Annotated in this window: 26 protein-coding genes and 1 pseudogene; 15 read left to right on the top strand and 12 right to left on the bottom strand. The window is 65.3% G+C overall.

Annotation, left to right across the window (positions count from 1 at the left end; translation table 11 throughout):
• Positions 1 to 14: 14 nt before the first annotated feature.
• Positions 15 to 746: a Clp protease N-terminal domain-containing protein gene (locus AWC27_RS29615; protein ID WP_085674525.1), complete on the top strand. Its 732-nt coding sequence runs from the start codon at positions 15 to 17 to the stop codon at positions 744 to 746.
• On the opposite strand, the gene AWC27_RS29610 is transcribed toward AWC27_RS29615, so the two are convergent.
• Entirely contained in the window at positions 718 to 1635 is a 918-nt protein-coding gene (locus AWC27_RS29610) for a cytochrome c oxidase assembly protein (RefSeq protein WP_085674524.1), read from the bottom strand. The two genes, AWC27_RS29615 and AWC27_RS29610, sit on opposite strands and share 29 nt — an antisense overlap.
• 106 nt (positions 1636 to 1741) lie before the next feature.
• Here AWC27_RS29610 and AWC27_RS32545 point away from each other — a divergent pair, with 106 nt between their 5' ends.
• Both AWC27_RS32545 and AWC27_RS29605 read left to right on the top strand, forming a co-directional pair.
• Complete coding sequence (locus AWC27_RS32545; RefSeq protein ID WP_245847587.1) at positions 1742 to 2266, top strand: hypothetical protein; 525 nt, start codon at positions 1742 to 1744, stop codon at positions 2264 to 2266.
• The gene (locus AWC27_RS29605) at positions 2187 to 2777 is read left to right on the top strand and encodes a GNAT family N-acetyltransferase (RefSeq protein ID WP_245847585.1); all 591 of its coding nucleotides are present in this window, start codon (positions 2187 to 2189) and stop codon (positions 2775 to 2777) included. The genes AWC27_RS32545 and AWC27_RS29605 overlap by 80 nt, the downstream gene beginning before the upstream one ends.
• Here the strand turns inward: AWC27_RS29605 and zapE are convergent.
• Complete coding sequence (gene zapE, locus AWC27_RS29600) at positions 2749 to 3816, bottom strand: cell division protein ZapE (protein ID WP_085674519.1); 1068 nt, start codon at positions 3814 to 3816, stop codon at positions 2749 to 2751. The two genes, AWC27_RS29605 and zapE, sit on opposite strands and share 29 nt — an antisense overlap.
• Here zapE and AWC27_RS29595 point away from each other — a divergent pair.
• From AWC27_RS29595 to msrB, 4 genes are read left to right on the top strand one after another with little or no spacing between them, the layout of a single operon-like run.
• A complete protein-coding gene (locus AWC27_RS29595) occupies positions 3815 to 4609 on the top strand; it encodes a pyrimidine reductase family protein (protein ID WP_085674517.1) in 795 nt (264 codons plus the stop codon). The genes zapE and AWC27_RS29595 overlap by 2 nt on opposite strands.
• Positions 4610 to 4648: 39 nt before the next feature.
• On the top strand, positions 4649 to 6208 hold the full coding sequence (locus AWC27_RS29590; protein ID WP_085674515.1) for an alpha/beta fold hydrolase: 1560 nt from the start codon (positions 4649 to 4651) through the stop codon (positions 6206 to 6208).
• Positions 6205 to 7461 carry an arabinofuranan 3-O-arabinosyltransferase gene (gene aftC / locus AWC27_RS29585; protein WP_085674639.1) on the top strand — a complete coding sequence of 419 codons (1257 nt, stop codon included), beginning with the start codon at positions 6205 to 6207 and terminating at the stop codon, positions 7459 to 7461. Before AWC27_RS29590 ends, aftC begins: the two co-directional genes overlap by 4 nt.
• The gene (msrB, locus tag AWC27_RS29580) at positions 7458 to 7865 is read left to right on the top strand and encodes a peptide-methionine (R)-S-oxide reductase MsrB (RefSeq protein WP_085674513.1); all 408 of its coding nucleotides are present in this window, start codon (positions 7458 to 7460) and stop codon (positions 7863 to 7865) included. The genes aftC and msrB overlap by 4 nt, the downstream gene beginning before the upstream one ends.
• 67 nt (positions 7866 to 7932) lie before the next feature.
• On the opposite strand, the gene AWC27_RS29575 is transcribed toward msrB, so the two are convergent.
• Genes AWC27_RS29575 through hemE form a run of 4 tightly spaced genes read right to left on the bottom strand, consistent with a single transcriptional unit; the run spans position 7933 to position 11772 of the window.
• Positions 7933 to 8682: a class I SAM-dependent methyltransferase gene (locus tag AWC27_RS29575; RefSeq protein ID WP_085674511.1), complete on the bottom strand. Its 750-nt coding sequence runs from the start codon at positions 8680 to 8682 to the stop codon at positions 7933 to 7935.
• Complete coding sequence (gene hemQ / locus AWC27_RS29570; protein ID WP_085674510.1) at positions 8679 to 9374, bottom strand: hydrogen peroxide-dependent heme synthase; 696 nt, start codon at positions 9372 to 9374, stop codon at positions 8679 to 8681. Before hemQ ends, AWC27_RS29575 begins: the two co-directional genes overlap by 4 nt.
• Before the next feature lie 5 nt (positions 9375 to 9379).
• Complete coding sequence (locus AWC27_RS29565) at positions 9380 to 10726, bottom strand: protoporphyrinogen oxidase (protein ID WP_085674508.1); 1347 nt, start codon at positions 10724 to 10726, stop codon at positions 9380 to 9382.
• Positions 10723 to 11772 carry a uroporphyrinogen decarboxylase gene (gene hemE / locus AWC27_RS29560; protein WP_085674507.1) on the bottom strand — a complete coding sequence of 350 codons (1050 nt, stop codon included), beginning with the start codon at positions 11770 to 11772 and terminating at the stop codon, positions 10723 to 10725. Before hemE ends, AWC27_RS29565 begins: the two co-directional genes overlap by 4 nt.
• A 52-nt stretch (positions 11773 to 11824) precedes the next feature.
• On the opposite strand from hemE, the gene AWC27_RS29555 reads away from it, so the two are divergent.
• The 4 genes and pseudogenes from AWC27_RS29555 (at position 11825) to AWC27_RS29545 (ending at position 14664) form a co-directional block, all read left to right on the top strand.
• A complete protein-coding gene (locus tag AWC27_RS29555) occupies positions 11825 to 12631 on the top strand; it encodes an enoyl-CoA hydratase/isomerase family protein (RefSeq protein ID WP_085674634.1) in 807 nt (268 codons plus the stop codon).
• Positions 12632 to 12709: 78 nt separating this feature from the next.
• Positions 12710 to 12777: pseudogene (locus AWC27_RS33420) on the top strand (hypothetical protein); the annotation flags it as partial.
• A gap of 14 nt (positions 12778 to 12791) precedes the next feature.
• Positions 12792 to 13373 (top strand): DUF3000 domain-containing protein, encoded by a 582-nt coding sequence (locus AWC27_RS29550; RefSeq protein WP_085674637.1) that lies wholly within the window; start codon positions 12792 to 12794, stop codon positions 13371 to 13373.
• A 1-nt stretch (position 13374) separates the two neighbouring features.
• Positions 13375 to 14664 (top strand): ribonuclease D, encoded by a 1290-nt coding sequence (locus AWC27_RS29545; protein WP_085674505.1) that lies wholly within the window; start codon positions 13375 to 13377, stop codon positions 14662 to 14664.
• On the opposite strand, the gene dxs is transcribed toward AWC27_RS29545, so the two are convergent.
• On the bottom strand, positions 14661 to 16586 hold the full coding sequence (gene dxs, locus AWC27_RS29540; protein WP_085674503.1) for a 1-deoxy-D-xylulose-5-phosphate synthase: 1926 nt from the start codon (positions 16584 to 16586) through the stop codon (positions 14661 to 14663). The two genes, AWC27_RS29545 and dxs, sit on opposite strands and share 4 nt — an antisense overlap.
• A gap of 200 nt (positions 16587 to 16786) precedes the next feature.
• Here dxs and AWC27_RS29535 point away from each other — a divergent pair, with 200 nt between their 5' ends.
• Genes AWC27_RS29535 through AWC27_RS29520 form a run of 4 tightly spaced genes read left to right on the top strand, consistent with a single transcriptional unit; the run spans position 16787 to position 20753 of the window.
• Entirely contained in the window at positions 16787 to 17230 is a 444-nt protein-coding gene (locus AWC27_RS29535) for a CBS domain-containing protein (protein WP_085674500.1), read from the top strand.
• 41 nt (positions 17231 to 17271) lie between these two features.
• Complete coding sequence (locus AWC27_RS29530; protein WP_085674498.1) at positions 17272 to 18561, top strand: ArsB/NhaD family transporter; 1290 nt, start codon at positions 17272 to 17274, stop codon at positions 18559 to 18561.
• Between the two features lie 41 nt (positions 18562 to 18602).
• Entirely contained in the window at positions 18603 to 19892 is a 1290-nt protein-coding gene (locus tag AWC27_RS29525; RefSeq protein ID WP_085674496.1) for an ArsB/NhaD family transporter, read from the top strand.
• A gap of 9 nt (positions 19893 to 19901) precedes the next feature.
• A complete protein-coding gene (locus AWC27_RS29520; protein ID WP_085674493.1) occupies positions 19902 to 20753 on the top strand; it encodes a sensor domain-containing protein in 852 nt (283 codons plus the stop codon).
• A gap of 8 nt (positions 20754 to 20761) precedes the next feature.
• On the opposite strand, the gene AWC27_RS29515 is transcribed toward AWC27_RS29520, so the two are convergent.
• The 5 genes from AWC27_RS29515 to AWC27_RS29495 all read right to left on the bottom strand — a co-directional run bounded on the left by AWC27_RS29515 (position 20762) and on the right by AWC27_RS29495 (position 26453).
• Complete coding sequence (locus AWC27_RS29515; RefSeq protein ID WP_085674491.1) at positions 20762 to 21502, bottom strand: fluoroquinolone transporter permease; 741 nt, start codon at positions 21500 to 21502, stop codon at positions 20762 to 20764.
• The gene (locus tag AWC27_RS29510) at positions 21499 to 22212 is read right to left on the bottom strand and encodes a fluoroquinolone export ABC transporter permease subunit (RefSeq protein ID WP_085674488.1); all 714 of its coding nucleotides are present in this window, start codon (positions 22210 to 22212) and stop codon (positions 21499 to 21501) included. The genes AWC27_RS29515 and AWC27_RS29510 overlap by 4 nt, the downstream gene beginning before the upstream one ends.
• Entirely contained in the window at positions 22209 to 23102 is an 894-nt protein-coding gene (locus AWC27_RS29505) for an ABC transporter ATP-binding protein (protein ID WP_085674486.1), read from the bottom strand. The genes AWC27_RS29510 and AWC27_RS29505 overlap by 4 nt, the downstream gene beginning before the upstream one ends.
• A gap of 142 nt (positions 23103 to 23244) precedes the next feature.
• Positions 23245 to 24453, bottom strand: coding sequence for a class I SAM-dependent RNA methyltransferase (locus AWC27_RS29500; protein WP_085674484.1), 1209 nt, complete (start codon positions 24451 to 24453; stop codon positions 23245 to 23247).
• Positions 24454 to 24455: 2 nt separating this feature from the next.
• On the bottom strand, positions 24456 to 26453 hold the full coding sequence (locus AWC27_RS29495) for an APC family permease (RefSeq protein WP_085674481.1): 1998 nt from the start codon (positions 26451 to 26453) through the stop codon (positions 24456 to 24458).
• Positions 26454 to 26516 lie beyond the last annotated feature (63 nt).

Below are 26516 nucleotides of genomic sequence, written 5' to 3'. Positions count from 1 at the left end.
TTAGTGTTGACGCCATGGTCGAACCGACGAAGATCGCCTACCCCGTCCGCCTCGACGAGCTGATCAACGCGATCAAGCAAGTGCACCCGAACGCGCTGGATCAGCTTGCCGACGCCGTCTTGGCGGCCGAAAGCCTGGGCGAGGTCGCCGACCACCTGATCGGGCACTTCGTCGACCAGGCACGCCGCTCGGGAGCCTCCTGGACCGAGATCGGCAAGGCCATGGGCGTCACCAAGCAGGCCGCGCAGAAACGCTTCGTCCCCAAGGCTGAGGCCACCACCTTGGACCCCAATCAAGGCTTCGGACGCTTCACTCCACGGGCGCGCAACGCCGTCGTCGCCGCCCAGAACGCCGCGCACGAAGCGGGCAATACCGAGATCACCCCCGACCATTTGGTGCTGGGCACGCTCAGCGATTCCGCCGCGCTGGCCACCGTGCTGTTGCAACGACAGAAGATCGACACCGAAGCCCTGCGGGCCGCCGTACAGCTGCCCCCGGCCGGAGCCGAAACCCCCGAGCTGATCCCATTCAGCGGCCCGGCACGCAAGGTGCTCGAGCTGACCTTCCGCGAGGCACTTCGGTTGGGCCACAACTACATCGGCACCGAACACCTGCTGTTGGCGCTGCTCGAACTCGAAGACGGAGCCGGGCCGCTACACCAATGCGGCGCGAACAAAGAGCAAGTCGAGGCCGACCTGATCGCCGCGCTGGAATCGATCACCGGCGGGAGCGGAACCGCTCACTGAGTTGCGGATCGTTCTCCCACCACAGCGTCGATTGCGTCGTAGTCGCCACCGCCTGCGCGCTGTCCAATTCGGCGTCCACCTGAACCGCCTGCTTCTTTTCGTCATGGGATAGCGCACGCATCAGCAGCAACACAAACGGCAGCCCGACGAAGTCGCCGAGAATCCATAGGACGCCGGCGCCGATCGTCTGATCCAGCCGCGGATCGGGACCCCAAAGCCGATGCAGCCCTGAGTAATACGCCGTCGCGATCAACGGGCCCTGCCAAACGACCAAACCCAGCACCCCGTCACCCAGCGTCTCGCCGACTGAGATCAGCAACGAAATCAACTGGGAGTACCTGCGCGGCACCGGGTCTGCCTGCAGCCGGGCGTAGAAGTAGCCGAACCCGATGACTACCAACAGAATTCGGGTTGCAGCGCCGATCCACTCATGCTGCAGGGCCGCGGTGTACCAGGGTGTCATGTAGAGCAGCCACGGCGTAACCAGCATTGCCAGTGAGGTGGTCACCGGATGTAGCAGTATCCGCGCCCACCGGGTGGCCAACACCCGATCAATGCGGTCGCGGCCACCTACTGCATCGCGCAGCACGGTGACCGGCCGGCCCTGCGCCAGCAGGAACGGCACCACGAAAAGCAGCAGCAGCACCTGCAACGCGCGCACCCAGAACAGGAAGTACGCATACTCGCCGATCGCACTCAGCGTGGCGAAAATCCACAACACGATGCCACTTCCCCAGCACCAGGCCTGGCCGCGGGCAACTGTGACGCCGCGCCGGTAAGCCCATAGGTAGCCGGCGGCCAGTGCCAGGATGACGGCGGCGGAGCCGGCGTCCAGATGCCAGGTGGAAACGGCGGAAACCAATGTCAGCGGGCCCGGGTCGACGTGCATGGCGATCAGCCTGGCAGCACTTCCTGGGAGCAAGGTGTCAGCCAATCCCCTCGTAACCCCTCACGACCCCTCCCCTTGGCGTTACCGCATGTGTAATCATGCGAAGATGCGCCGCTGGCTGATCGTGCTGTACACCTTCCTCGTCGCCGCCGCGGGGGTTTTGGCCGTCGACGTCGCCGCGCCGCGCGCGTGGGCCGGCGACGCGCCCATCGGCCACATCGGCGACACGCTGCGGGTGGACACCGGAACATACGTCGCCGACGTCACAGTCAGCAATGTGGTGCCGGTGGACCCGCCACCCGGCTTCGGCTACACCCGCAGCGGAGTCCCGGTGAAAAGCTTCCCCGACAGCTCGGTGGCCCGCGCCGACGTGACGGTCCGCGCGGTCCGGGTGCCCAACTCCTACATCATGGCCACCAACTTCAGCTTCGACGGGGTGACGCCTTTCGCCGACGCCTACAAGCCGCGGCCGTGCGACGCGCCCGATTGGCTGGACGCGGCCTTGGGGAATGCCCCGCAGGGCGCCATCGTTCGCGGCGGGGTGTACTGGGATGCCTACCGCGATCCGGTCTCGGTTGTCGTGCTGCTGGACCGCAAGACCGGCGAGCACCTGGCGCAGTGGAATCTCTGACCTGACCGTCCAGCTCGCCACGACGGAATCCGTCGACGCCGAAGAGCTCGCCGCCGTTGCCGCACAGGCCTTTCCGCTGGCCTGCCCCACGTCGACGACACCGGAGAACATCGCCGCGTTCATCGACGCGAATCTGTCCGCGGCGCGATTCGGCGAGTTTTTAAACGACCCGCACCGCGCGATCATCACCGCACGCCGGGACGGGCGAATCGTCGGCTATGCCATGCTCGTTCGCGGCGCGTCCGGCGACAACACCGCTGAGCTGTCAAAGCTCTACGTACTGGCCGACTTTCACGGCCAGGGCGTCGCCACAATGCTGATGGACGCCGCGCTGGCCGTCGGCGCCGACTGGGGCCTGGACCACATCTGGCTGGGCGTCAATCAGGAAAACGCACGCGCACAACGCTTTTACACCAAGAGCGGCTTCACCATCAGCGGCACCAGGACGTTTCGGCTCGGCGAGAGCCTGGAAAACGACTACGTCATGGTTCGTAGGCTGGGCCGGCCGTGAGAGCCAGCAGCCGGGAAGTGGCCCGCAGGTATTTCTTCCGGTAGCCGCCGGCCAGCATCTCTTCGCTGAAAATGGTGTCCAGCTTGGCCCCGGAGGCCACCACCGGGATGCCGGCGTCATAGAGCCGGTCGGTGAGCGCGACCAACCGCAACGCGACGTTCTGGTCGTCGATGCCGTGCACACCGGTGATGAACACCGCGGTCACGCCCTCGATCAGACTCAGATAGCGCGACGGATGCATGGTCGCCAGGTGTGCGCACAAACCGTCGAAGTCGTCGAGCGTCGCACCTGCTACCGCAGCGGCGCGCCCGGCGACCTCCTCGTCGGACGACGGCGGCGGCGCCGGCGGCAGGTCGCGGTGCCGGTAGTCCGGCCCTTCGATCCGCACCGTGGTGAAAATCCTTGCCAGCGTGTTGATTTCGCGCATGAAGTCCTGCGCCGCAAAGCGTCCCTCACCAAGCTGCTCGGGCAGCGTGTTGGAGGTGGCGGCCACCGACACACCCCGCTCGACCAGTGACGACAGCATCCGCGAAATCAGCGTGGTGTTGCCGGGATCGTCGAGTTCGAATTCGTCGATGCACACCGCGGTGTAGCCGGCCAGCAGATCGATGCACTCGGCGAAACCGAACACCCCGGCCAGCTGCGTCAGCTCGCCGAATGTGGCAAACGCGGTGGGATGCTCGGGCCCGTCAGGCAACTGGTAGTAGGCCGAGGCGAGCAGGTGTGTCTTGCCCACACCGAACCCACCGTCGAGATACAGCCCGACACCGGGCAGCACCTCCTTCCTGCCGAACAGCTTCTTGCGTCCTGCCCGCAGCTCGACGGCCTGTCGGCAAAAGCCCTGGCAGGCGCCTACGGCCGCGGCCTGGGTGGGCTCGGCCGGGTCGGGCCGGTATGTCGCGAAGCTGACCTCGGCGAACGTGGGCGGCGGACGCAGTTGGGCGATCAACCGCTCCGGCGATACCGACGGATGCCGATCAACCAGGTGGCCCACCCCATGCATGCACGCACTGTAGCGGCGTGCTGCAATCGAGTTCATGCCCGACTTCGAGGCCGGCATCGCCGCCGGCCTGGCCGCCGAGACCGCTCTGACGCTGCTCGGCTCGGATCGCGAGCTGGCCAACCACGAACTTCCCGGGTTTTACGCCTACCCGGCTGATCTGGACGGCACATGGTTGCGGGCGAATTTCATCACCAGCCTGGACGGCGCGGCCACCGTCGAAGGCCTCAGCGGCACGTTGGCAGGCCCCGGTGACCGCGCCGTCTTCATCGTGTTGCGTGAACTGGCCGACGTGATCGTGGTCGGCGCGGGCACCGTACGGCTCGAGGGTTACTCGGGTGCGCAGCTGAGCGTCGCCCAGCGCCAGCAACGGGTAGCGCGAAACCAGGGCGAGCTGCCGCCGCTGGCCATCGTCACCAAGTCCGGTCGCCTGGACCGGGACCTGGCAGTGTTCACCCGGACCGAGGTGCCGCCATTGGTGCTCACCTGCACGGCAGCCGCCGACGACACCCGCCGTCGGCTCGCGGGCCTGGCAGAGGTGATCGACTGCTCCGGCAGCGATCCACGCAGTGTTGACGAGGCCACCGTCCTGGTCCGACTTCAGGACCGTGGCCTGAGCCGCATCCTGACCGAGGGCGGCCCGATGCTGCTCGGCGCGTTCATCGAGCGCGGCCTGCTCGACGAGCTGTGTCTGACGATCTCGCCCTGCGTGGTCGGCGGCCTGTCGCGCCGGATTGTGACGGGTCAGACCCAGCTGCTGACCCGGATGCGCTGCGCGCACGTCCTCACCGACGACGCGGGTTATCTGTACACCCGCTACGTCAAGGCCTGACACCGGAGCGGCGCCTAATGGCCCGCTACTGTGGTCGGCATGAGTCGGCGCATCAGAGCTGCCACGATCGTCGTCGCAGCCACCACCGTGCTGACCGCCTGCGTCCCGGCGTTCGGTGCCGACCCGCGCTTTGCCACCAACTCCGGCGCAAAGCCGCAGGGCGTACCCACCACGACGCCCAAACCCAGCGGTCCCCCGCCGATCGCGGCACCCAAGAACGACTTGTCCTGGCGCGACTGCACCTCACGGGTCAATGCCGACGCCGGTGTCCAGGCCGCCCCGGGCGTCAAGCTGGAATGCGCCAGCTATGACGCCGACCTCGACCCCGTCAACGGCGGTTCTGGATCAGTCAGCATCGGCGTGGTTCGTGCCCGCTCCGCACAAACCCCGAAGGACGCGGGACCGCTGGTCTTGACCACCGGGTCCGACCTGCCCTCGTCGACCCAGCTGCCGGTCTGGCTGTCACATGCGGGCGCCGACGTTCTCAAGGGTCACCCGATCGTCGCCGTCGACCGCCGCGGCATGGGAATGTCGAGCCCAATCGACTGCCGCGACCACTTCGACCGCGAGGAGATGCGCGACCAGGCCCAGTTCCAGTCCGGCGACGACCCGGTGGCCAACCTCTCCGAAATCTCCAACACCGCCACCACGAACTGCACCGACGCGATCGCCCCGGGCGACTCCGCTTACGACAACGCGCATGCCGCCTCCGACATCGAGCGACTGCGCAACATCTGGGATGTTCCCGCGCTCGCCCTGGTGGGCATCGGCAACGGCGCCCAGGTGGCACTGACCTACGCCGGGTCGCGTCCGGACAAGGTGGCCAGGCTGATCCTGGATTCACCGGTTGCGTTGGGGGTCAACGCCGAAGCCGCCGCCGAACAACAGGTCAAGGGTCAGCAGGCCGCACTCGACGCCTTCGCCGCGCAGTGCGTCGCCGTGAACTGCCCGCTGGGCCCTGATCCCAAAGCCGCCGTCAGCACGTTGCTCAACGCCGCCAAGGCCGGCAGGGCGCCCGGGCGCACATCGGTGGCGTCTATCGCCAACGCGATCACCACCGCATTGGGCTTTCCGGCCGGCGACCGCGTCAACAACACCACGACCCTGGCCAGCGCGCTGGCGGCCGCCAACTCTGGCGACATCAACCCGCTGTCCAACTTGATCAACCGCGCCGATGCTATGCAGGACACCGACGGGCAGTTCGTCAATGTCTGCAGCGACGCGATCAACCGTCCGACCCCGGACCGGGTTCGCGAACTCGTGGTCGCCTGGGCCAAGCTCTATCCGCAGTTCGGGACCGTCGCCGCGCTCAACCTGGTCAAGTGCTTGCACTGGCCCAGTGGCTCGCCTGCGCAAGCACCCAAGCAGCTCAAGGTCGACGTCTTGCTGCTGGGCGTGCAGAACGACCCGATCGTCGGCAACGACGGTGTTGCTGCGACGGCGGCCACCGTCATCAACGCCAACGCCGCCAGCAAGCGGGTGATGTGGCAGGGCATCGGCCACGGCGCCAGCATCTATTCGGCGTGCACGGTGCCGCCGATGGTCGGCTATCTAGACAGCGGCAAGCTGCCCGGCACCGACACCTACTGTCCCGCCTGAGAGTTCGGGCGGGGTACGGTGCGCTGGTGACGGCAGCTGACTCGACCCGAACCGGCCCCCCGAGCACCGCATCCATCCTGCGGGCAGTGCTGTGGCCCGCAGCCATTCTGTCGGTATTGCACCGCAGCATCGTGCTGACGACCAATGGCAACATCACCGACGATTTCAAGCCGGTCTACCGGGCGGTGTCGAACTTTCGGCACGGCTTGGACATCTACAACGAGCACTTCGACTACGTCGACCCGCACTATCTGTACCCTCCGGGCGGCACGCTGCTGATGGCGCCCTTTGGCTACCTGCCCTTTGCGCCGTCGCGCTACCTGTTCATCTCGATCAACACCGTGGCCATCCTGGTAGCCGCGTATCTGCTGCTGCGGATGTTCAACTTCACCCTGTCCTCGGTGGCCGCGCCCGCACTGATCCTGGCCATGTTCTGCACCGAAACCGTCACCAACACACTGGTGTTCACCAACATCAACGGCTGCATTCTGCTGCTGGAGGTTTTGTTCCTGCGCTGGCTGCTGGACGGCCGCGCCAGCCGTCAGTGGTGGGCGGGCCTGGCCATCGGGCTGACGCTGGTGCTCAAACCCCTGCTCGGCCCGCTGCTGTTACTCCCGCTGCTCAACCGCCAGTGGCGGGCATTGGTGGCCGCCATCGGCATTCCCATCGTCGTCAACCTGGCGGCGCTGCCGGTGGTGCCCCACCCGATGGACTTCTTCACCCGCACGCTGCCTTACATCCTGGGCACTCGCGACTACTTCAACAGCTCGATCCAGGGCAACGGCGTGTACTTCGGCCTGCCCACCTGGCTGATCATCGGGCTGCGGTTGCTGTTCACCGCGATCGCCGTTGGCGCGCTGTGGCTGCTATACCGCTACTACCGCACCCGAGACCCGCTGTTCTGGTTCACCACGTCGTCGGGCGTGCTGCTGCTGTGGTCGTGGCTGGTGATGTCGCTGGCGCAGGGCTACTACTCGATGATGCTGTTTCCGTTCCTGATGACGGTCGTGCTGCCCAACTCGTTGATCCGTAACTGGCCGGCTTGGCTGGGGATTTACGGCTTCATGACGCTGGACCGCTGGCTGCTCTTCAACTGGATGAGGTGGGGCCGGGCGCTGGAATACCTGAAGATCACGTATGGCTGGTCGCTGCTGCTGATCGTGACGTTCACCGTGCTGTACTTCCGCTACCTGGACGCCAAGGCGGAGAACCGACTGGACGACGGCCTAGATCGCGCTAGCGTAGACGCATGACCCCCAAGCTGCGGCTCACCGACGACGAGTGGCGTAAGAAGCTCACCCCGGAGGAGTTTTCCGTGCTGCGCCAAGCCGGCACCGAACGCCCATTCACCGGTGAGTACACCGACACCAAGATCCAGGGTGTCTACCAGTGCCGGGCCTGTGGTGCCGAATTGTTCCGCAGCACAGAGAAATTCGACTCGCATTGCGGCTGGCCGTCGTTCTTCGACCCGGCGAAATCCAGCGCGGTATTCCTGCGCACCGACTACTCGCTGGGCATGAAGCGCATCGAGGTGCTGTGCGCGAACTGTGACAGCCACCTGGGCCACGTCTTCGAAGGCGAGGGCTACCCCACACCAACCGACAAGCGCTACTGCATCAACTCGATCTCGCTGAAGTTGGTCCCCGGCGCTGTCTAGCCGCGAGCCTGTAGTTAGCGCGGCCCGCACTCGCACTTTCCCGCGCTAACTACAGTTTCGACGCCAGCTAGTCGACCCGCGTGGCGTGCACTTCCCAGAACGGGGCGTGCACCCGACCGTCCTTCAGCCACGGTTCCATCACCCGGAACCGTTCCAGCAACTCCTGTGCCCGGTCAGCCAGATCGGGATTTCGCGCCGCCATCATCTCGATCGACTCAATGCTGACGTTGACTTGGTAAGTGGTGGGCCCCAGGTAGGTGATCTCCCAGCCGCCGGCGGGCAACACCTGGTGAAAATCGTCCTCGGACAACGACCGCAGCATCCTGAACCCGTTGACGTCGTGCGCGCCGAACTCGAACATATACAGCCGCGCTCCGGGCTTGGTGGCCTGCCGCAGCGCCTGCACATAGGACTTCTGCAGGTCCGGTGCGGTGCTGAAAGTGTGGAAGAAGGCGCAGTCGACGACGGTGTCAAAGCGCCCCTCGAACCCGTCCAGCTTCGTTGCGTCGGCCACCTGGAAATCCACCGAGACACCGGCCTTGCCCGCGTTGGCGTGCGCACGCTCGATGGCGGCCGCGGAACCGTCGATGCCGGTGGCCGAAAAGCCCTTGGAGGCGTAGTAGATCGCGTGGTGACCGGGGCCGGTACCCGGGTCGAGCACTTCGCCCTTGATGGCGCCGACGGCGACGAGTTGCTGGACCACCGGCTGCGGGCCGCCGATATCCCACGGCGTGGCCACCGGCAAGCCGTGCGCGACCCGCGCGTCGCGGTACATCTCCTCGAAGCGGGTGGGATCGGTGGGATCGAAGGCGGTCATGGCAGCGAGTTCACCAGCTGCTCGACCGGCACCCGCGGACCGGTGAAAAACGGCGTCTCTTCGCGGGTGTGGCGCCGCGCGTCAGTAGCCCGCAGTTCCCGCATCAGGTCGACGATGCGATGCAATTCCGGGGCCTCGAAGGCCAGGATCCATTCGTAGTCGCCCAGCGCGAAGGCGGGCACCGTGTTGGCCCGCACATCCTTGTATTCACGGGCGGCCATGCCGTGTTCGGACAGCATGCGGCGGCGTTCCTCGTCGGGCAGCAGGTACCACTCGTAAGACCGCACAAAGGGATACACGCAGATGTAGGCCCCGGGCTCTTCGCCGGCCAGAAACGCCGGGATGTGGCTCTTGTTGAACTCCGCCGGCCGATGCAGCGCCACGCTGCTCCACACCGGCGTGCAGACCTGCCCCAGCGTCGTGGTCCGCCGAAAATCGGCGTAGGTGGCCTGCAGCGCTTCGACGCGCTCGGCGTGGGTCCAGATCATGAAATCCGCGTCGGCGCGCAGGCCCGCGACGTCATAGAGGCCGCGCACCACGACGCCGCGCTCTTCCTGCTGTTTGAAGAACGTGGCGGCATCGTCGACGACGGCCTCACGCTGATCGCCCAGGGCGCCCGGCCGCACCGAAAACACCGAAAACATCAGGTAGCGAATGGTCGAGTTGAGAGCATCGAAGTCGAGTTTGGCCATGAAACCTATCGTGCCACTTCCGCTTCGAGGGCTTCGATCGCCCGCCCAGCAGCCCCGACGCAGGCGGGTACGCCGATTCCGTCCAGGTAACTGCCGGCTACCGCCAGGCCCGGCGGCAGGCCGGCGCGCACCTCTGCAACCAGCTCCGCGTGGCCGGGCCCGTACTGCGGCATCGCACCGATCCAGCGTTGCACGCGAGCGTCGACCGGGTCGACGGCCAGATCGAATACATCGACGAGGTCGCTCAACGCCCACCCCAGCAGTTCGTCGTCCGAGGCGGTCGTGGTCAGATCATCGCCAAATCGCCCAAACGACAGTCGCAGCAGCTGCACGTCCCCATGCCGCCCCCATTTGCGCGACGACAACGTGATCGCCTTGGACCGCAACGGCTCGCCGCTTGCCGCCAGCACCCCCGAACACTGCGGGAAGGCGGTCTCGGCGGGTACCGCAAGAGCCACGACCGCCGACGAGGCGCTCACCACCCGGTTCGCGGCGGCACAGGTACGCGGAGCCAGCTCGCCCAGCAGGCGCACCAGCTGCGCCGCCGGGACAGCCAGGATCACCGCGTCAGCGGGCCAGCGTGCACCGGTGTCATCGCGCAGGACCCAACCGGGCTCCACCCGGGCTATCGCGGCGCGCTGCCACTTCAGCCGGCTGCGCGCGACCAGCTCGTCGACCAGCACCTGGTAGCCGCCGGCCACTGCGCCGAACACCGGAGCCCCGGTAGCGGACGGCAACGCCTGGCGCACCGCATCCGTCAAGGACGCCGCCCCGCGATCGAGGGCCGCCGCCACACCGGGGGCCGCCGCACGCAGCCCGATCGTCGCCGCCGAACCCGCGTACACCCCACTGAGCAGCGGGTCCACCGATCGGGCCACCACCTGTTCGCCGAAGCGGTCGGCCACCAACTCGGCGACCGCCGGATCACTACCCGGTTGCCAGCTGAACGGACGCGCGGGCTCGGCATCGATGCGCGCCACCGTGGCGTCGTCGACCAGCCCGGCAACCGATGCCGCCGACGACGGAATTCCCACCACCGTCTCCGACGGCAGCGGGTGTAGCCGCCCCTGGCTGTAGATCAGCGGCCGAACGCCGGTGGTGTCCAGTTGCAACCCCGATAGCCCCAGCTCGGCCAGCAGCGCCGGGACCTCGGGGCGGCGCCGCACGAAGGCTTCGGCGCCGACATCCATGGGCTGGCCGCCGACGATCTCGGTGCGCAGCACCCCGCCGAGCCGGTCGCCGGGATCGAACACCGTGATCGACGCGTCGTCCCCGACCGCCATGCGCAATCGGTAGGCGGCCGCCAACCCCGAAATGCCGCCGCCCACAACACAATACGAGCGTGCGGTCATAGCGAGTGGACCAGCGCCACCAGATCGGTCAGCACACCGGGATCGGTCTCCGGCAACACACCGTGGCCAAGGTTGAAGACGTGACCGGCCGCCCCTGAGTCCACGGCCCGGCGACCGTCGTCGACGACGGCGCGCGCGGCGCGTTCCACCGCCGGCCAGCCCGCCAGCACCACCACCGGGTCCAGGTTGCCCTGCAGCGCGGTGCCGGGCACCACCCTGGCGGCGGCGTCGGTGAGCGCGGTTCGCCAGTCGACGCCGACGACTGTGGCACCCGCTTCCGACATCGCTCCCAGCAACTCCGCGGTGCCCACGCCGAAGTGGGTCATCGGCAGCCCATGTTCGGCCAGCGCGCCGAATACCCGTGCACTGTGCGGCAGCACGTACTGCCGATAGTCGGCCAGCGACAGCGTGCCCGCCCAGGAGTCGAACACCTGGATGGCGTCCACCCCCGCGTCGATTTGGCCACTTAGGAACGCAATGGTGAGGTCGGTCAGCTTGGTCATCAGCGCATGCCAGCTCGCCGGCTCGGACAGCATCATCGCCTTGGTGCGGGCGTGGTGGCGGCTCGGCCCGCCTTCGACCAGGTAGGAAGCCAACGTGAACGGCGCACCAGCGAACCCGATCAGCGGCACCTCCCCCAGCGCGTCAACCAACAGCCCGATGGTCTGAAAAACGGGCTGAATCGCTTGGGGATCAAGAGGTTTCATCGCAGCGATGTCGGTGTCGGTGCGCACGGGCTGCGCGATCACCGGACCGACGTCGGCGACGATGTCCAGATCGACGCCGGCGGCGCGCAGGGGCACCACGATGTCGGAGAACAGGATCGCCGCGTCGACGTCGTAGCGGCGGATCGGCTGCAGGGTGATCTCGCAGGCCATCTCCGGCTCAAAACAGGCGGCCAGCATGCTGCGCTGTTGGCGCAGTGCCCGGTATTCGGGCAGGGAACGTCCGGCCTGGCGCATAAACCACACCGGTACCCGGCTCGGTTTACGGCCGCCGACCGCGGCCAGATAGGGCGACTGGGTAAGGTCGCGACGCGTACTCATCGACGTCAATGCTGCCACGGGCGCCGCGCGGACCTTGCGTAACATCGATCCGATGCCGGTCAGCTACGACGACTTTCCCAGCCTGCGCTGCCAAACCCAGGACAACGGCGTGCTGGAACTGGTTCTCGATGCCCCCGGGCTGAACTCGGTGGGACCGCAGATGCACCGCGATCTTGCCGACATCTGGCCGGTGCTCGATCGCGACCCCGCGGTAAAAGTGGTCCTGGTCCGCGGTGAAGGCAAGGCGTTCTCCTCCGGCGGCAGCTTCGATCTGATCGACGAGACCATCAATGACTACGAGGGCCGGATCCGCATCCTGCGCGAAGCCCGCGATCTGGTGCTCAACCTGGTCAACTTCGACAAACCGGTGGTCTCGGCCATCAAGGGCCCCGCCGTCGGCGCTGGTCTGGTGGTCGCATTGCTCGCCGACATCTCGGTGGCGGGCCGGACCGCCAAAATCATCGACGGACACACGAAACTCGGGGTCGCCGCCGGTGACCACGCCGCGATCTGCTGGCCGCTGCTGGTCGGCATGGCCAAGGCCAAGTACTACCTGCTGACCTGCGAGGTGCTCTCCGGCGAAGAAGCCGAGCGCATTGGCCTGGTCTCGACCTGCGTCGACGACGACGAGGTGCTGGCCACCGCGACCCGGCTGGCCGAGAATCTGGCCGACGGCGCCCAAAACGCCATCCGCTGGACCAAACGCAGCCTCAATCACTGGTACCGGATGTTCGGGCCGGCCTTCGAAACGTCGCTTGGCCTGGAATTCATCGGGTTCGGCGGCCCCGACGTGCGCGAAGGTCTGGCTGCGCACCGCGAGAAGCGCCCCGCGCGATTTGCTGACGGCTCGGACAGCTGACCGCAATTCGGCGCGCCTGATTTCGCGTGTCGGACGATAGGTCTACCGTCGGAAACTGTGAGTTCTTCGCCGACGACGATGCAGAGCGCAGCGATGCTGAGGAGTGGCGCATGATCCCGCCGACGACGATGCAGAGCGCAGCGATGCTGAGGAGTGGCGCATGACGGCAGCAGAACCGGCCCCATTCCGAGACGCAGTAGCGGCGATGAACGCCGTCACCGTTCGGCCGGAGATCGAGCTCGGCCCCATCCGCCCACCGCAGCGGCTGGCGCCGTACAGCTACGCCCTGGGCGCCGAAGTCAAACATCCCGACCTCGACATCGTCCCGGAGCGATCAGAGGGCGACGCATTCGGCCGGCTGATTCTGCTGTACGACCCGGATGGCTCCGATGCGTGGGACGGCACCATTCGCCTGGTCGCCTACATCCAGGCCGACCTGGACTCCCACGAGGCCATCGATCCGCTGCTGCCTGAGGTGGCGTGGAGCTGGCTCGCGGAGGCGCTGGAGGCGCGCACCGAGCATGTGACCGCCCTGGGCGGCACCGTCACCGCGACCACCTCGGTGCGCTACGGCGACATCTCCGGACCACCGCGTGCCCACCAGCTGGAACTACGGGCCTCATGGACGGCCACCAACCCCGACGTGAGCAGCCATGTCGAGGCCTTCTGCGAGGTACTGGAGCACGCCGCGGGCCTGCCGCCGGCCGGGGTCGTCGACCTCGGCTCGCGGTCACGCGCTTGACATGAGCGAACCAGAGGCCGATCTGGCCGAGGAGGACGACCCCGAACCGACTCCGTTGCTGCATCCGGCCAGCGGGGTGCCCCAGGTCTCGGTGAGCCCGCGCCAGATCAAGGCAGCCGCAGAACTGCTGGCCGGCGGGCATGGACCATTTGCCGTCGACGCCGAGCGGGCATCGGGGTTTCGCTACTCCAACCGCGCCTACCTGATCCAGATACGCCGGGCCGACGCCGGCACCGTCCTCATCGACCCGGTCAGCCACGGCGGTGACCCGCTGACCGTGCTGCGACCAGTCGCCGAAGTCCTCAGCGAAGACGAATGGATTCTGCACTCCGCCGATCAGGATCTGCCGTGTTTGGCCGAGGTCGGCATGCGGCCGTCGGCGCTCTACGACACCGAGCTCGCCGGCCGCCTGGCCGGTTTCGATCGGGTCAATCTGGCCACCATGGTCCATCGCCTGCTGGGGATGGGGTTGGCCAAGGGCCACGGCGCGGCGGACTGGTCCAAGCGACCGCTGCCCGCGGCTTGGCTCAACTACGCCGCCCTGGACGTGGAGTTGCTCATCGAACTGCGCGCGGCGATCTCGGACGTACTGGCCAGTCAGGGTAAAACCGATTGGGCCGCAGAGGAATTCGAGTACTTGCGCACCTATGAGGATCGGGCCCTCCCGGCTCCGGGTCGGCGAGACCGCTGGCGACGCACGTCGGGCATCCACAAGGTGCACGATCGGCGCGCGCTGGCGGCAGTCCGCGAGTTGTGGACGGCGCGCGACCGCATCGCCCAGCGCCGCGACATCGCACCCCGGCGCATCCTGCCGGACTCGGCCATCATCGACGCCGCCATTGCGGACCCCAAAACGGTCGACGACTTGACCGCGCTGCCGGTGTTCGGCGGGCGCAACCAACGCCGCAGCGCCGCAATGTGGTTGGCAGCACTGGAAGCGGCGCGCGAAAACCAGGATCTACCCGAAGTGGGCGAGCCGCCCAATGGGCCGCCACCGCCGGCCCGCTGGAGCCGGCGCAAACCTGAGGCCGCCGCCCGGCTGGAGGCGGCCCGCTCGGGGTTGGCGAAGGTATCCCAACGGGTGGGGGTGCCGACGGAGAATCTGGTCGCCCCGGACCTGGTGCGACGGCTGTGCTGGGACTGGGAGGGCGCGCGCGCCCCGGTCGAAGTGGTCGATAACTATTTGCGGACCGGCCATGCGCGGACTTGGCAATGCGAACTGGTGGTCGAGGTGCTGGCGACCGCGGTGACGCACCCGGCCCAGCCCGATCCCAAAGCCGATAACGCCTAGTCCAGCTGCTCGCGGATTTCGGCTACTGCCCGGTTATCCGATGCACAGGCTCCCAGCGCGGCAACCCATCCGGTGATCCGGCGCGCCACGTCCTGATCGGTGAGCCCCAACTCGGCCAGCACCTCGCCACGCGAGCCATGCTGGTAGAACTCCTGCGGCAGCCCTACATCGCGGCAGGGCACATCGATCTCGGCCTGCCGCAGCGCTGCCGACACCGCCGAACCCACACCGCCGGCCAGCCCGTTGTCTTCCAGCGTGACCAGCAGCTTGTGCTGGGCCGCCAGTTCACGCACCCCGTCGGACACCGGCAACACCCAGCGTGGGTCGATCACCGTCACGCCGATGCCCTGGTTGTGTAACCGCTTGGCCACCTCCAGTGCCATCGACGCGAACGCGCCGACCGCTACCAGCAGCACATCATGGCTCAAACCGCTGGCGGGCACCGCCAAAACATCTATGTCCGAACGCCGCTCCAGCGCTGGAATATCTTCTCCCACATCGCCTTTGGGGAAACGCAACGCCGTCGGCCCGTCATTGATGTCGAGCGCCTCACCCAGCTCCTCACGCAATCGGGTGGCGTCGCGGGGCGCGGCCACCCGGATGCCCGGCACGATGCCCAGCATGGACAAGTCCCACATGCCGTTGTGGCTGGGGCCGTCCGAACCGGTGATCCCGGCCCGGTCCAAGACCATGGTGACGGGCAGCTTGTGCAACGCGACGTCCATCATGATCTGGTCGAACGCCCGGTTCAGGAACGTCGAATAGATCGCCACCACCGGATGCATCCCACCCATCGCCAGCCCGGCCGCCGACGTCATCGCGTGTTGCTCGGCGATGCCGACGTCGAACAGCCGGTCGGGAAAGCGCTCTCCGAAGGCCGTCAGCCCGGTTGGTCCGGGCATGGCGGCGGTAATGGCCACGATGTCGCGGCGCTTCTCGGCGTAACCGATGAGCGCGTCGGAAAACGTCGTCGTCCAGCCCGGGCCCGCGATCTTGGTCGCCGCTCCGGTGACCGGATCGATCGGCACGGTGGAATGCATCTGTTCGGCCTGGTCGGCTTCGGCCGGCGCGTAGCCCATCCCCTTGCGGGTGACGACGTGCACGATCACCGGGCCCCCGAAGCCGCGGGCACTGCGCAGCGCGACCTCCACCGCCCGTTCGTCATGGCCGTCGACCGGACCGATGTATTTCAGTCCGAGGTCGGTGAACAGCAGCTGGGGTGACAGCGAGTCCTTGAGGCCGGCCTTGACGCTGTGCGCAAAGCGGTAGAAAACATCGCCCACCACCGGCACCGACAGCATGGCGTCGCGGCCTTTTTCCAGGAACTTCTCGTAGCTCGGCTGCAGTCGCAGGGTGGCCAGGTGATCGGCCACACCACCGATCGTGGGCGCGTAGCTGCGGCCGTTGTCGTTGACGACGATGATCACCGGCCGGCGCGAGGCGGCGATGTTGTTCAGCGCCTCCCAGCACATGCCGCCGGTGAGCGCGCCGTCGCCGACGACGGCGACCACATGCCGGTTGCGGTGACCGGTCAGCTCGAACGCCTTGGCTAGGCCGTCGGCGTAGGACAGGGCCGCGCTGGCGTGGCTCGACTCGACCCAGTCGTGTTCGCTCTCGGCGCGGCACGGATAGCCCGACAGGCCGCCCTTCTTGCGCAGCGTTTCGAAATCCTGACAGCGTCCGGTCAGCATCTTGTGGACATAGGCCTGATGACCGGTGTCGAAGATGATCGGATCGTGCGGCGAATCGAATACCCGGTGCAGCGCCAGCGTCAGCTCGACCACACCTAGATTCGGCCCCAGGTGCCCGCCAGTGGCAGCCACCTTATGAATCAGGAATTCACGAATCTCGGCAGCCAGGTCCCGTAACTGCTGCTGGGAGAGGTGCTGCAGATCAGCGGGCCCGCGGATCTGTTCCAGCATCCCGTCAGTCTACGCAGCAACCGCGGAATCACACCCCCTCGGCGACGACCAAAAAACCGCGCGCGATTGGTACGGTGAGTGCCGGTGCGCCGGGAAGCCTGGTCGGCAGTCATTGCCGCGCGACCCCTGCGACCCCGGAGAGCCGTTGAACCCTCAATGCCGACCACGCAGAGCGGCCACTTCAGACGTATCGTCACGGTATGCGCGCCGAGGAGTTCGCCGAAGAATTTCCCGTTGTCACGATCGATTCGAATGCGCTGGATGCCGCACGCACCCTAGCCGAACACCAGCTGCCCGGACTATTGGTCACCGATGCTTCCGGAAACCCGTATGCGGTGCTACCTGCCTCTCAGGTGGTGCGCTTCATCGTCCCCCGATATGTCCAGGACGACCCCTCACTTGCCGGCGTACTCAACGAATCGGTGGCCGACCGGGCCGCCGAGAAGTTGGGCGACAAGAAAGTCCGCGATGTATTGCCCGACCACCTGGTAGACGTTCCTCCAGTCAATGCCGACGACACCATCATCGAGGTCGCTTGCACGATGGCGCGGTTGCGCAGCCCACTGCTTGCGGTTGTCAAAGATGGGCGCCTACTTGGCGTAATCACGGCGTCACGCCTGCTCGCGGCAGCACTGTCGCGTTGATCGACCCCGAACCGACGCCGACTCGAATCGTCCACTAGCCGATGGACGTAGTCGCGGCTACTGTCTTCGTGCTGGTCTTTGCGCTGATCACCAACGATCGCCTCAACAAGACCCTGATAGCTCTGGTGGGCGCGGCGACAGTCATCTGCCTGCCGATCATCAGTTCCCATGACGTCTTCTACTCCCACGAAACCGGAATCGACTGGGACGTAATCTTTTTGCTCTTGGGGATGATGATTATCGTCGGCGTGCTACGACAGACCGGCGTCTTTGAGTACACCGCGATCAGGGCCGCCAAGCTCGCACGCGGTTCGCCGCTGCGCATCATGATCCTGCTGGTGCTGGTGACCGCCATCGCTTCGGCACTGTTGGACAACGTCACCACGGTCTTGTTGATTGCCCCGGTCACCTTATTGGTCTGTGACCGCCTAACGATAAGCGCCGCACCGTTTCTGATGGCTGAAGTGTTCGCTTCCAATATCGGCGGCACGGCTACGTTGGTCGGTGATCCGCCCAACATCATCATCGCCAGCAAGGCCGATCTGACCTTCAATGACTTCCTGGTCCATGTAGCGCCGATCGTGTTGATCGTGATGGGCGTGCTGATCGCGATGTTGCCGCGTCTGTTTCCGGGCTCATTTCTCGTCGATCCGGCGCGAGTCGCCGACGTCATGTCGCTGGAAGAGCGCGAAGCCATCCGCGATCCTCGGCTGCTGATCAAGTGCGGCGCCGTATTGGCAGCGGTTTTTGCCGCTTTCATCGCACATTCCGCGATACACCTCGAGCCGTCCCTGGTGGCGATGCTGGGCGCGGGCGTCCTGATCGTGATTTCCCGGCAAGAGCAGTCGGAATATCTGTCCAGTGTCGAGTGGGAAACGCTGTTGTTTTTTGCCGGCCTTTTCATAATCGTGGGCGCTTTGGTCAAAACCGGGGTGGTCAAGCAGCTCGCTCAGCTGACTGTGACAGCGACAGGCGGACACGCGTTGCTGACCACAATGGTTATTCTCGCGGGGTCGCTGGTGATTAGTGGCGTGGTCAACAACGTGCCTTATGCCGCGACAATGACGCCGATCGTTGCTGACCTCATCCCATCATTGATTGGCGACGTCAGCCACGACGCAGCGTGGTGGGCCCTGGCCATTGGCACTGATTTCGGTGGCAACCTCACCGCCGTGGGAGCCAGCGCCAACGTCGTCATACTCGGGATCGCCAGACGTGCCGAAAATCCGATCTCCTTCTGGGAATTCACCCGCAAAGGCGTCGTAGTGACGGCAATGTCGTTCACGCTGGCGGCGGTCTACCTCTGGCTGCGCTACTTCGTTTGGAGTTGACGGATGATCGCTAGCTCACCTTTAGATTCGGCGCCCGCTACATGAGCGTGATCGCCATTGCAGTGTTTGTCATTGCCTACGTACTGATCGCCAGCGACCGCGTCCATAAGACGGTGGCGGCACTTGTGGGGGCGGCGATCGTTGTCACCCTACCGATCATCAGTTCTCACGACGTCTTCTATTCGCACGAGACCGGAATCGACTGGGACGTAATCTTTTTGCTGCTCGGCATGATGATCATCGTGAGCGTGTTGCGGCAGACCGGAGTTTTCGAATACGTCGCGATCTGGGCGGCCAAACGCGCCCGCGGCTCACCGCTGCGCATCATGATCCTGCTGGTCCTCGTGATGGCGATCGGTTCCGCCTTGCTCGACAATGTCACCACGGTGCTGCTGATCGCGCCGGTGACTTTGTTGATGTGCGATCGACTGGCGATCAACCCGGCCCCGTTTTTGATGGCTGAAGTCTTCTCGGCGAACATCGGCGGTGCCGCGACGCTGGTCGGCGACCCCCCGAACATCATCATCGCCAGCCGGGCGGGCCTGTCGTTCAACGACTTCCTGCTAAACATGGCACCGATCGCGATCATTGTGTTGGGCGCTCTCGTCGCGTTATTGCCGCTGCTGTTCCGCGGATCTTTCAAGGTCGCGGCCGACCGTGTGGCCGACGTCATGTCGCTGAACGAGCGAGAAGCCATCCGCGACCCGAAATTGCTCATCAAGTCCGTCGGGGTGCTGTTACTGGTGTTCGCGGTCTTCGTAGCGCATCCGGTGCTGCACATTCAGCCGTCACTTGCCGCCTTGCTGGGCGCCGGCGTCCTCATCTTGATCTCGGGGCTGCACCACTCGGATTATCTGTCCAGCGTCGAGTGGGAGACGTTGTTGTTTTTCGTAGGTCTTTTCGTCATGGTCGGGGCTTTGGTCAAGACCGGCGTGATCGATACGCTTGCCCGGGCAGCGACCGAGCTCAGTGGCGGCAACCAGCTTTTCGCGGTGATGCTGATTCTCGGTGTATCGGCACCGGTTTCCGGCATCATCGACAACATTCCGTATGTCGCCACCATGACTCCGATCGTCGCCGGGCTGGTCGCAGCGATGCCGAACCAAGTCAACTCCGAGTCGCTGTGGTGGGGGCTGGCATTGGGCGCCGACTTCGGCGGTAACCTGACCGCAGTCGGGGCCAGCGCAAATGTCGTCATGCTGGGGATCGCCCGCCGCGAAGGCATTTCCATCTCGTTTTGGGAATTCACCCGCAAAGGCATCGTCGTCACGGCGGTTTCCATTGGCCTGAGCGCGATCTATCTGTGGCTGCGCTACTTCGTTTTGAGCTGAGGTCGAGTAATGACGCATGGGCACAACGCCTTTGATCCCGGTCCGATCTTCGAATATCCACCCGACGGTCCCCGTCCGAAGCACCGGCGCGTCAAGATCCTGGCGACCGCGTCGCTGGTGCTCGTCACCCTGGTGGTCATCGGACTGGTCGTATGGCAGACGTCGGGCAACGACGCGGTAAACCAGAGCGCAACCCCATCGGCCACGACTGCCGGTGGCACAGCGTCCACCGCCATCACGACGACACCAGCTCAACCCACGGTGGCGTCAAACGACATACCCAGCGTGTTGGCCAGCCTGGATGCTCTCAAGGAGATCACCGGAGATCCTGGGCTGAAGGCGGGCAAGACCTGGCACCAGATCGCCACGTCGGAGCGGGACGGAACAGTAGACCGTCCCGAGTGCTACGGAGCCATCGCGCCCGGCACCCCCGAGGCCTACGACATCAAGGACGTCCTCGGCTTTTACGCCGCCGCGTTTGCCGACATCCGAGACGCCCGCAATATCCTTCAGGTCATCCAAGGTGTGGCAGCGTTCCGCGACGCACCTGCGGCAACCGCTCAACTAGCCAAATTGCAGGCACAGTGGCGTCAATGCGGCGGCACCAGCGTCAAGGTGACTTTCACCGGTGGCCTTTCGGCGACGATGTCGCTCAGCCCTCCCAGCGACGCCGGCGACGGGATCACGACAATGGTTCAGACCACTCCGGGGATGCCGGTCCGGACCCTGCGGGCGATTGCGGCCAAAGCCAACATCGTCATCGACTTGGTGGTGTCCTATTCGGGCACCGTTATCACCAAGGATGCGCAGCAGGCCATTCTGGGCATCGCGCGCGTCATCCTCGACAAGGTGCCCGCCTGAGGGTGGGCTCAGGTGTGCTTGGCCTGAAAACGCCGAAACAGCGGCCAGGCGATGGCCAGGTTGTAAACAACACCGGCCAACAGGTAAGGCCACCACATGCCGTGCGCGCTGGCCATCCAAAATGCCTTGACGGCCCAGTACGGCGGTAACACACCAAAGGCCAGGTTCCAACTGGAATCGATAAACCACGGCAGACAGGGCAGGCCAGCAATCAGCATGCCGAGCGCGCGCACCATAGCCAACCCCTGAATCTTGTTGCTGGCGGTGGCGATAATCAACAGCAGAGTCACCACCGCCGAGAGCCCCGCCAACAGCCCGATCGGAATGAGCGCCGCAAGCAGGCCGCGAGCCAGAATGCCGCTAAGTGACATAGTCACGACCACATAGACCGTGGTCACTCCCATGACAGTCGCTGCGCGATAGGCAAAGTACGTCGACAGCGGCACCGGTGTAACCCGAAGCGCGATAAAGGTTTTTGCGTCGACGTCGTCCAACACCAGGAACGCTCCCAGCGCACCGCTGATGATGACGCTGGTCAGTAACAGGAAGGCGGTCAAAATCAGCGGATAGTATGGAACCAGGTCAAATCCGTTGCGCCGGGCGAGTAGCACGGTCACCCGCGGGGTCAAGAGCGCGACGCTGGTAGTCCAGATAACCGGGGCGCCGACGATCATGATGAGCAACGGATCTCGGTAGGTGCCCCGGAGGTCGCGGCTCCCGAAGGCGGTCAGAGCGCGCACTGTCCTCATCCCGATCCCCCGGATTTTGCGACGACGTAGCGGCCGAACGAGAATTTTGCCGCCACGCCCAACCCGGCGATCCAGAGCACTGGGTAGGCCAGGCAGTATCCGATTTGCCACGGCTGCAGACTCGTCTGGCCAAAGGCACTGGCGACGAGCAACAACGGTGCCTGCATCGGTAGCAAGTACAACGCAGGGTTCGGCCATACGCCGGACAGATGCAGAATCGGCAGATTCATCACGGCCAGCGGGACCGTAGCCGACAGAAACCAATCGCTGATCGACGCAAACGGCAGCGAGGTGACGAATCCCACCAATAGCATCAACAGCGTTCCCAGCATTACGCCGAGGACCATCGGGATGAACCGATAGGCGAAGCGATGCGCGATGGTGGCCACTATCACCGCCACCGACACCGACACCACCATCAGCACAGCGAGTTTCGCAAAGAGATACTCACCGAATCGCAGCGGCGTCGATATCAGCGCGCCCAGAGTGCGTTCCTGCTTCTCGAAGAACACCGCACCCGCAATGAAGAAGAATCCGATGATGGTGGTATCGCCGCACATGACGTAAGGCTCGGCGGCCGCACGCAGACCAGGTGGCATCGGCAATAGCACCGCCAACCAGATCAGTCCGGAAAAGACGGCTGCGGGTAGGAACCGTTGCCGCACTTGAGTAGTCAACTCGAGTCGCAACACACTTAGCAGCCGGGTCATGTCAACTGCCGGCCCGTAATGTCCACGAAGACATCGTCGAGGCTGGCCTCCCTGCTATGGATGGTTTCGATCCGATGATGGCCCAGTACCGCATGAAATGCGTCGTCGACGGCCAACGTGTCCATCGGGAATTCGGCGGACTCGAGAACGCCTGTGTTCGCACGATATTCGACCCTCACCAACCGCCGGCTACGCGCGATCTTCAGTTCAGCCGGCGTGTCCAACGCAACGATCTGCCCGTCGACGACAAAGGCGACCCGGTCACACAACTCGTCGGCGGTGGCCATGTCATGGGTAGTTAGGAAAACGGTGCGCCCCTGGGACTTGAGGTCCCAGATCATGCTTTTGACGGTGCGCGCATTCACCGGATCCAGGCCAGATGTGGGTTCATCCAGGAACAGCAGCTCGGGGTTATTGAGCAATGATCGTGCGAAGGTCAGGCGCATCTGCATTCCCTTTGAGTACTTGCCCACCCGAGTACGCGCGTGGTCGGCCAGGCCGACGGCGCTCAGCAGTTCCATCGGGTTGGCGGTGGCACCGCTGTACAGCGAGGCGAAGAAGCGCAGATTCTCCAGGCCGGTGAGCTTCTGATAGTGATTAGGCAGCTCGAACGAGACACCGATGCGTTCGTAGTAGTCAGGCCCCCAGTCGACCGGCTCGCGTCCCCATACGGTGGCCTGGCCACCGTGTCCGCGCAGCAGGCCGATCAGTAGCTTCTGCGTAGTCGACTTCCCTGCGCCGCTGGGGCCGAGGAAGCCGAAAATCTCACCTTGACCCACGGTGAAATCCATTCCGCGAATCGCCGGGTCAGCCGACTTCGGATACCGAAACGTGAGCCCGCGAACTTCGATCACATTGGGCGATGCGAATGCCGCCTGGACATTCTGCATAGTGCTGGCGCTCCCTCCCGGTGAGCGCGGCGCGCCGGACTGGCCGTCGTACCGCGTGAATACGGATAACGAGTTCCGACCAGACTTCCCGGAGCGCCAGAGTCAGCATAGCCAACATCGAACCGCGACCGCGCGCAGATAACTAGCGCGTCAGCAGCGCGACGCACTCGACGTGGTGCGTCAACGGGAACGCGTCGAAGACCCTCATCTTCTCGACGGTGTAGCCGCGTCCGAGGTACAACCCGATGTCACGCGCGAAAGAGGCTGCCTCACAACCGATATGCACTACCCGCGGCACCCCGGCCGCGGCCAGTGGGTCGATCACGTCCCGTCCGGCACCCGCTCGCGGCGGATCCAGGACCGCCACATCGGCAGGGGCTCGTTGGGCCGCCAGCACACGGCGAACCGAGTCGGTGACGACATCGACCTGCGGCAGATCCGCCAGCGCGGCACGCGCGGCACCCGTCGCCGCGCGTGCGGTGTCGACCGACAGCACCCGCCCAGACTCCCCTACCGCCTCACCCAGCACCGCGGCGAAAACTCCTGCGCCGCCGTACAAATCCCAGGCCGTCATGCCAGTGCCGGGCTGCGCCCAGTCTGCGAGCAAGCCGCTGTATACCGCGGCCGCATCGCGATGTGCCTGCCAAAACGCTGTCACCGGCACCCGCCAGGTCCGCCGGCCCACCCGCTGCAGCGCATGATAGTCACCCTCGAAAACCTTTGTCGCGGTTCGAGTTTTGTTGCGCTGACCCTGGCGCATGGTGCGCACAACATGGCGTCTGCCGTCGTCGTCGACGGCGACATGCAGCTGCGCGCCCGGCGGCCAATCCGGCGCATCCAGGCCATCCAGCATGCCGTCGGGCAATTGCCCGCAGCGCAGGTCGGTCACCAGCTCGTCACTGTGGTAGCGGTGAAAACCGGCTCGACCATCTGCTCCCACACTGAGCCGGACCCGGGTTCGCCAACCCGTCGGTCCGGCATCCGACAGCGGTTGCGCCTCGCCCGGCCAGTTGTACCCACCCAGCCGTTGCAGCTGATTGGCCACCACTTGAGCCTTGAGTTCACGCGCGGCGTCGGGTTCAGCGAAGGCCAGGTCGCAGCACCCGGCGCCGCCGACGCCCGCGATGGGACACAGCGACTCCGCGCGGCGGGGAGACGCATCCAAAATCTCGAAAGCCGCTGCATGCCAATAAGATCCGTGGTCGGCGGTGACCCGGACACGCACTCGTTCGCCGGGCAACGCGTAGCGGACAAAGACGACGCGGCCTTCGTGGTGCGCCACGCAGCTGCCGCCGTTGGCCGGGGCGCCGGCGACCAACGTCAGTTCCGCGGGAACGACGTCAGACTGCATGGTCAATCGAAAATGCCCCGGCGTGCATCGCCTGGCGCGGCGTGCGGCTGCAACGCGTTGACCCGTTCCGAGGAGGTCAGTTGCCAGGGAACCGAAGTCACCATCACTCCGGGCATGAACAACAGCCGGCCCTTGAGCCGCAGCGCACTCTGGTTGTGCAGCAACTGTTCCCACCAGCGGCCCACTACGTACTCCGGAATGAACACCGTGACAACGGTGCGTGGGGACTCCTTGCTGACGCGTTTGACGTAATCGAGCACGGGGCGGGTGATCTCGCGGTAGGGGGAAGCGATGACCTTCAGCGGCACGGTGATGTCGCTTTCCTCCCACTGGTGCACCAGCTCACGGGTTTCGGCATCGTCGACGCTGACCGTGAGGGCTTCAAGCACGTCGGGACGAGTCGCTCGTGCATAGGCCAGCGCGCGCATCGTCGGTAGATGCAGCTTGGAGACCAGCACCACGGCGTGGTTGCGGCTAGGCAATACCATCTCGTCCTCGTGGGCGGCGGCTTGCTCCGCCAATTCCCGGGTAACCCCGTCATAGTGCCGGCGGATCAGTTTCATCAGCACGAACAGCAAGCTCATCGCGACGATGGCGATCCACGCCCCGGCCAGAAACTTGGTGACCAGCACCACCAGCAGCACCGTGCCGGTGGCGATGAACCCGATCGTGTTGACCACCCGAGAGCGCATCATCTTGCGCCGGGCCGACGGGTCGGTCTCGGTGCGCAGCAGCCTGGTCCAGTGCCGCACCATGCCAATCTGACTCAGGGTGAATGAAATGAACACGCCGACGATGTAGAGCTGGATCAACGCGGACAACTCGGCGCGAAACGCGACGATCGCCAGCAGCGCCGCTATCGAAAGGAACCCAATTCCATTGGAGAAGGCCAATCGGTCGCCGCGGGTGTGGAACTGGCGGGGCAGGTAACTGTGCTGTGACAGCACGGAGCCGAGCACCGGGAATCCGTTGAACGCGGTGTTGGCCGCCAGCACCAAGATCAGCGCGGTGACCGCCGTAATCAGTACGAACCCGACGTGGAAACTGCCGAACACCGTCTGGGCCAGCTGGGTGACCAGCGTCTTCTGGTAGTAGCCGGCGGGCGCACCGGAGAGCTGCGTCGCTGGGTCGCTGACCAGCTGCACCCCGATCTCCTTGGACAGCAAGATAATGCCCATCAAAAGCGCCACCGCGATGCCGCCGAGCATCAGCAGTGTTGTTGCGGCATTACGCGACTTGGGTTTCTGGAACGCCGGCACCCCGTTGCTGATGGCCTCCACCCCGGTCAGCGCAGCACAGCCCGACGAGAACGACCGGGCCACCAGGAACACCAGCGCGAAACCGAGGATCTTTCCGTGCTCGGAATGCATCTGGAAACCTGCCGACTCGGCCCGCAACGGATTTCCCAACACGAAGATCCGGAAGAACCCCCAGCCGATCATGCCCGTCACGCCGATGATGAAGGCATAGGTCGGGATGGCGAACGCCAGTCCCGACTCGCGCACCCCGCGCAGATTCATCGAAGTCACCAGCAGGATGGCGGCCACACAGAACCACACCTTGTGCTGAGCCACGATCGGAACGGCCGAGCCGATGTTCGACATCGCTGAGGCCGTCGAAACAGCAACGGTGAGAACGTAATCCACCATCAGGGCGCTGGCCACAACCAGGCCCGCGTTGCCACCGAGGTTGGTGGTTACTACTTCATAGTCGCCGCCGCCGGACGGGTAGGCATGCACGTTCTGCCGATAGCTGGCCACCACGACCAGCATCACGGCGGCCACCGCCAGGCCGATCCACGGCGACAAGGTGTACGCCGCCAAGCCGCCCACCGAAAGCATCAGGAAGATTTCCTCCGGCGCGTAAGCCACCGAAGACAGCGCGTCGGAGGCGAACACCGGCAGGGCGATGCGCTTGGGCAGCAGCGTGTGGCTCAACCGGTCGCTGCGAAACGGCCGGCCGATAAGCAGCCGGCGCGCAGCGGTTGAAAGTTTGGACACGAGAGCCAAGAGTAAGCCCACGTGGGTTTGACGGTAGCGTTCCCTAGCGAGAACTTTCACCGA

The sequence above is a fragment of the Mycobacterium szulgai genome (assembly GCF_002116635.1).
GTDB classification, from domain to species: Bacteria; Actinomycetota; Actinomycetes; order Mycobacteriales; family Mycobacteriaceae; genus Mycobacterium; species Mycobacterium szulgai.
Note: the sequence above shows the minus strand (reverse complement) of the source record. Positions and strands in the feature narration are given on the sequence as shown.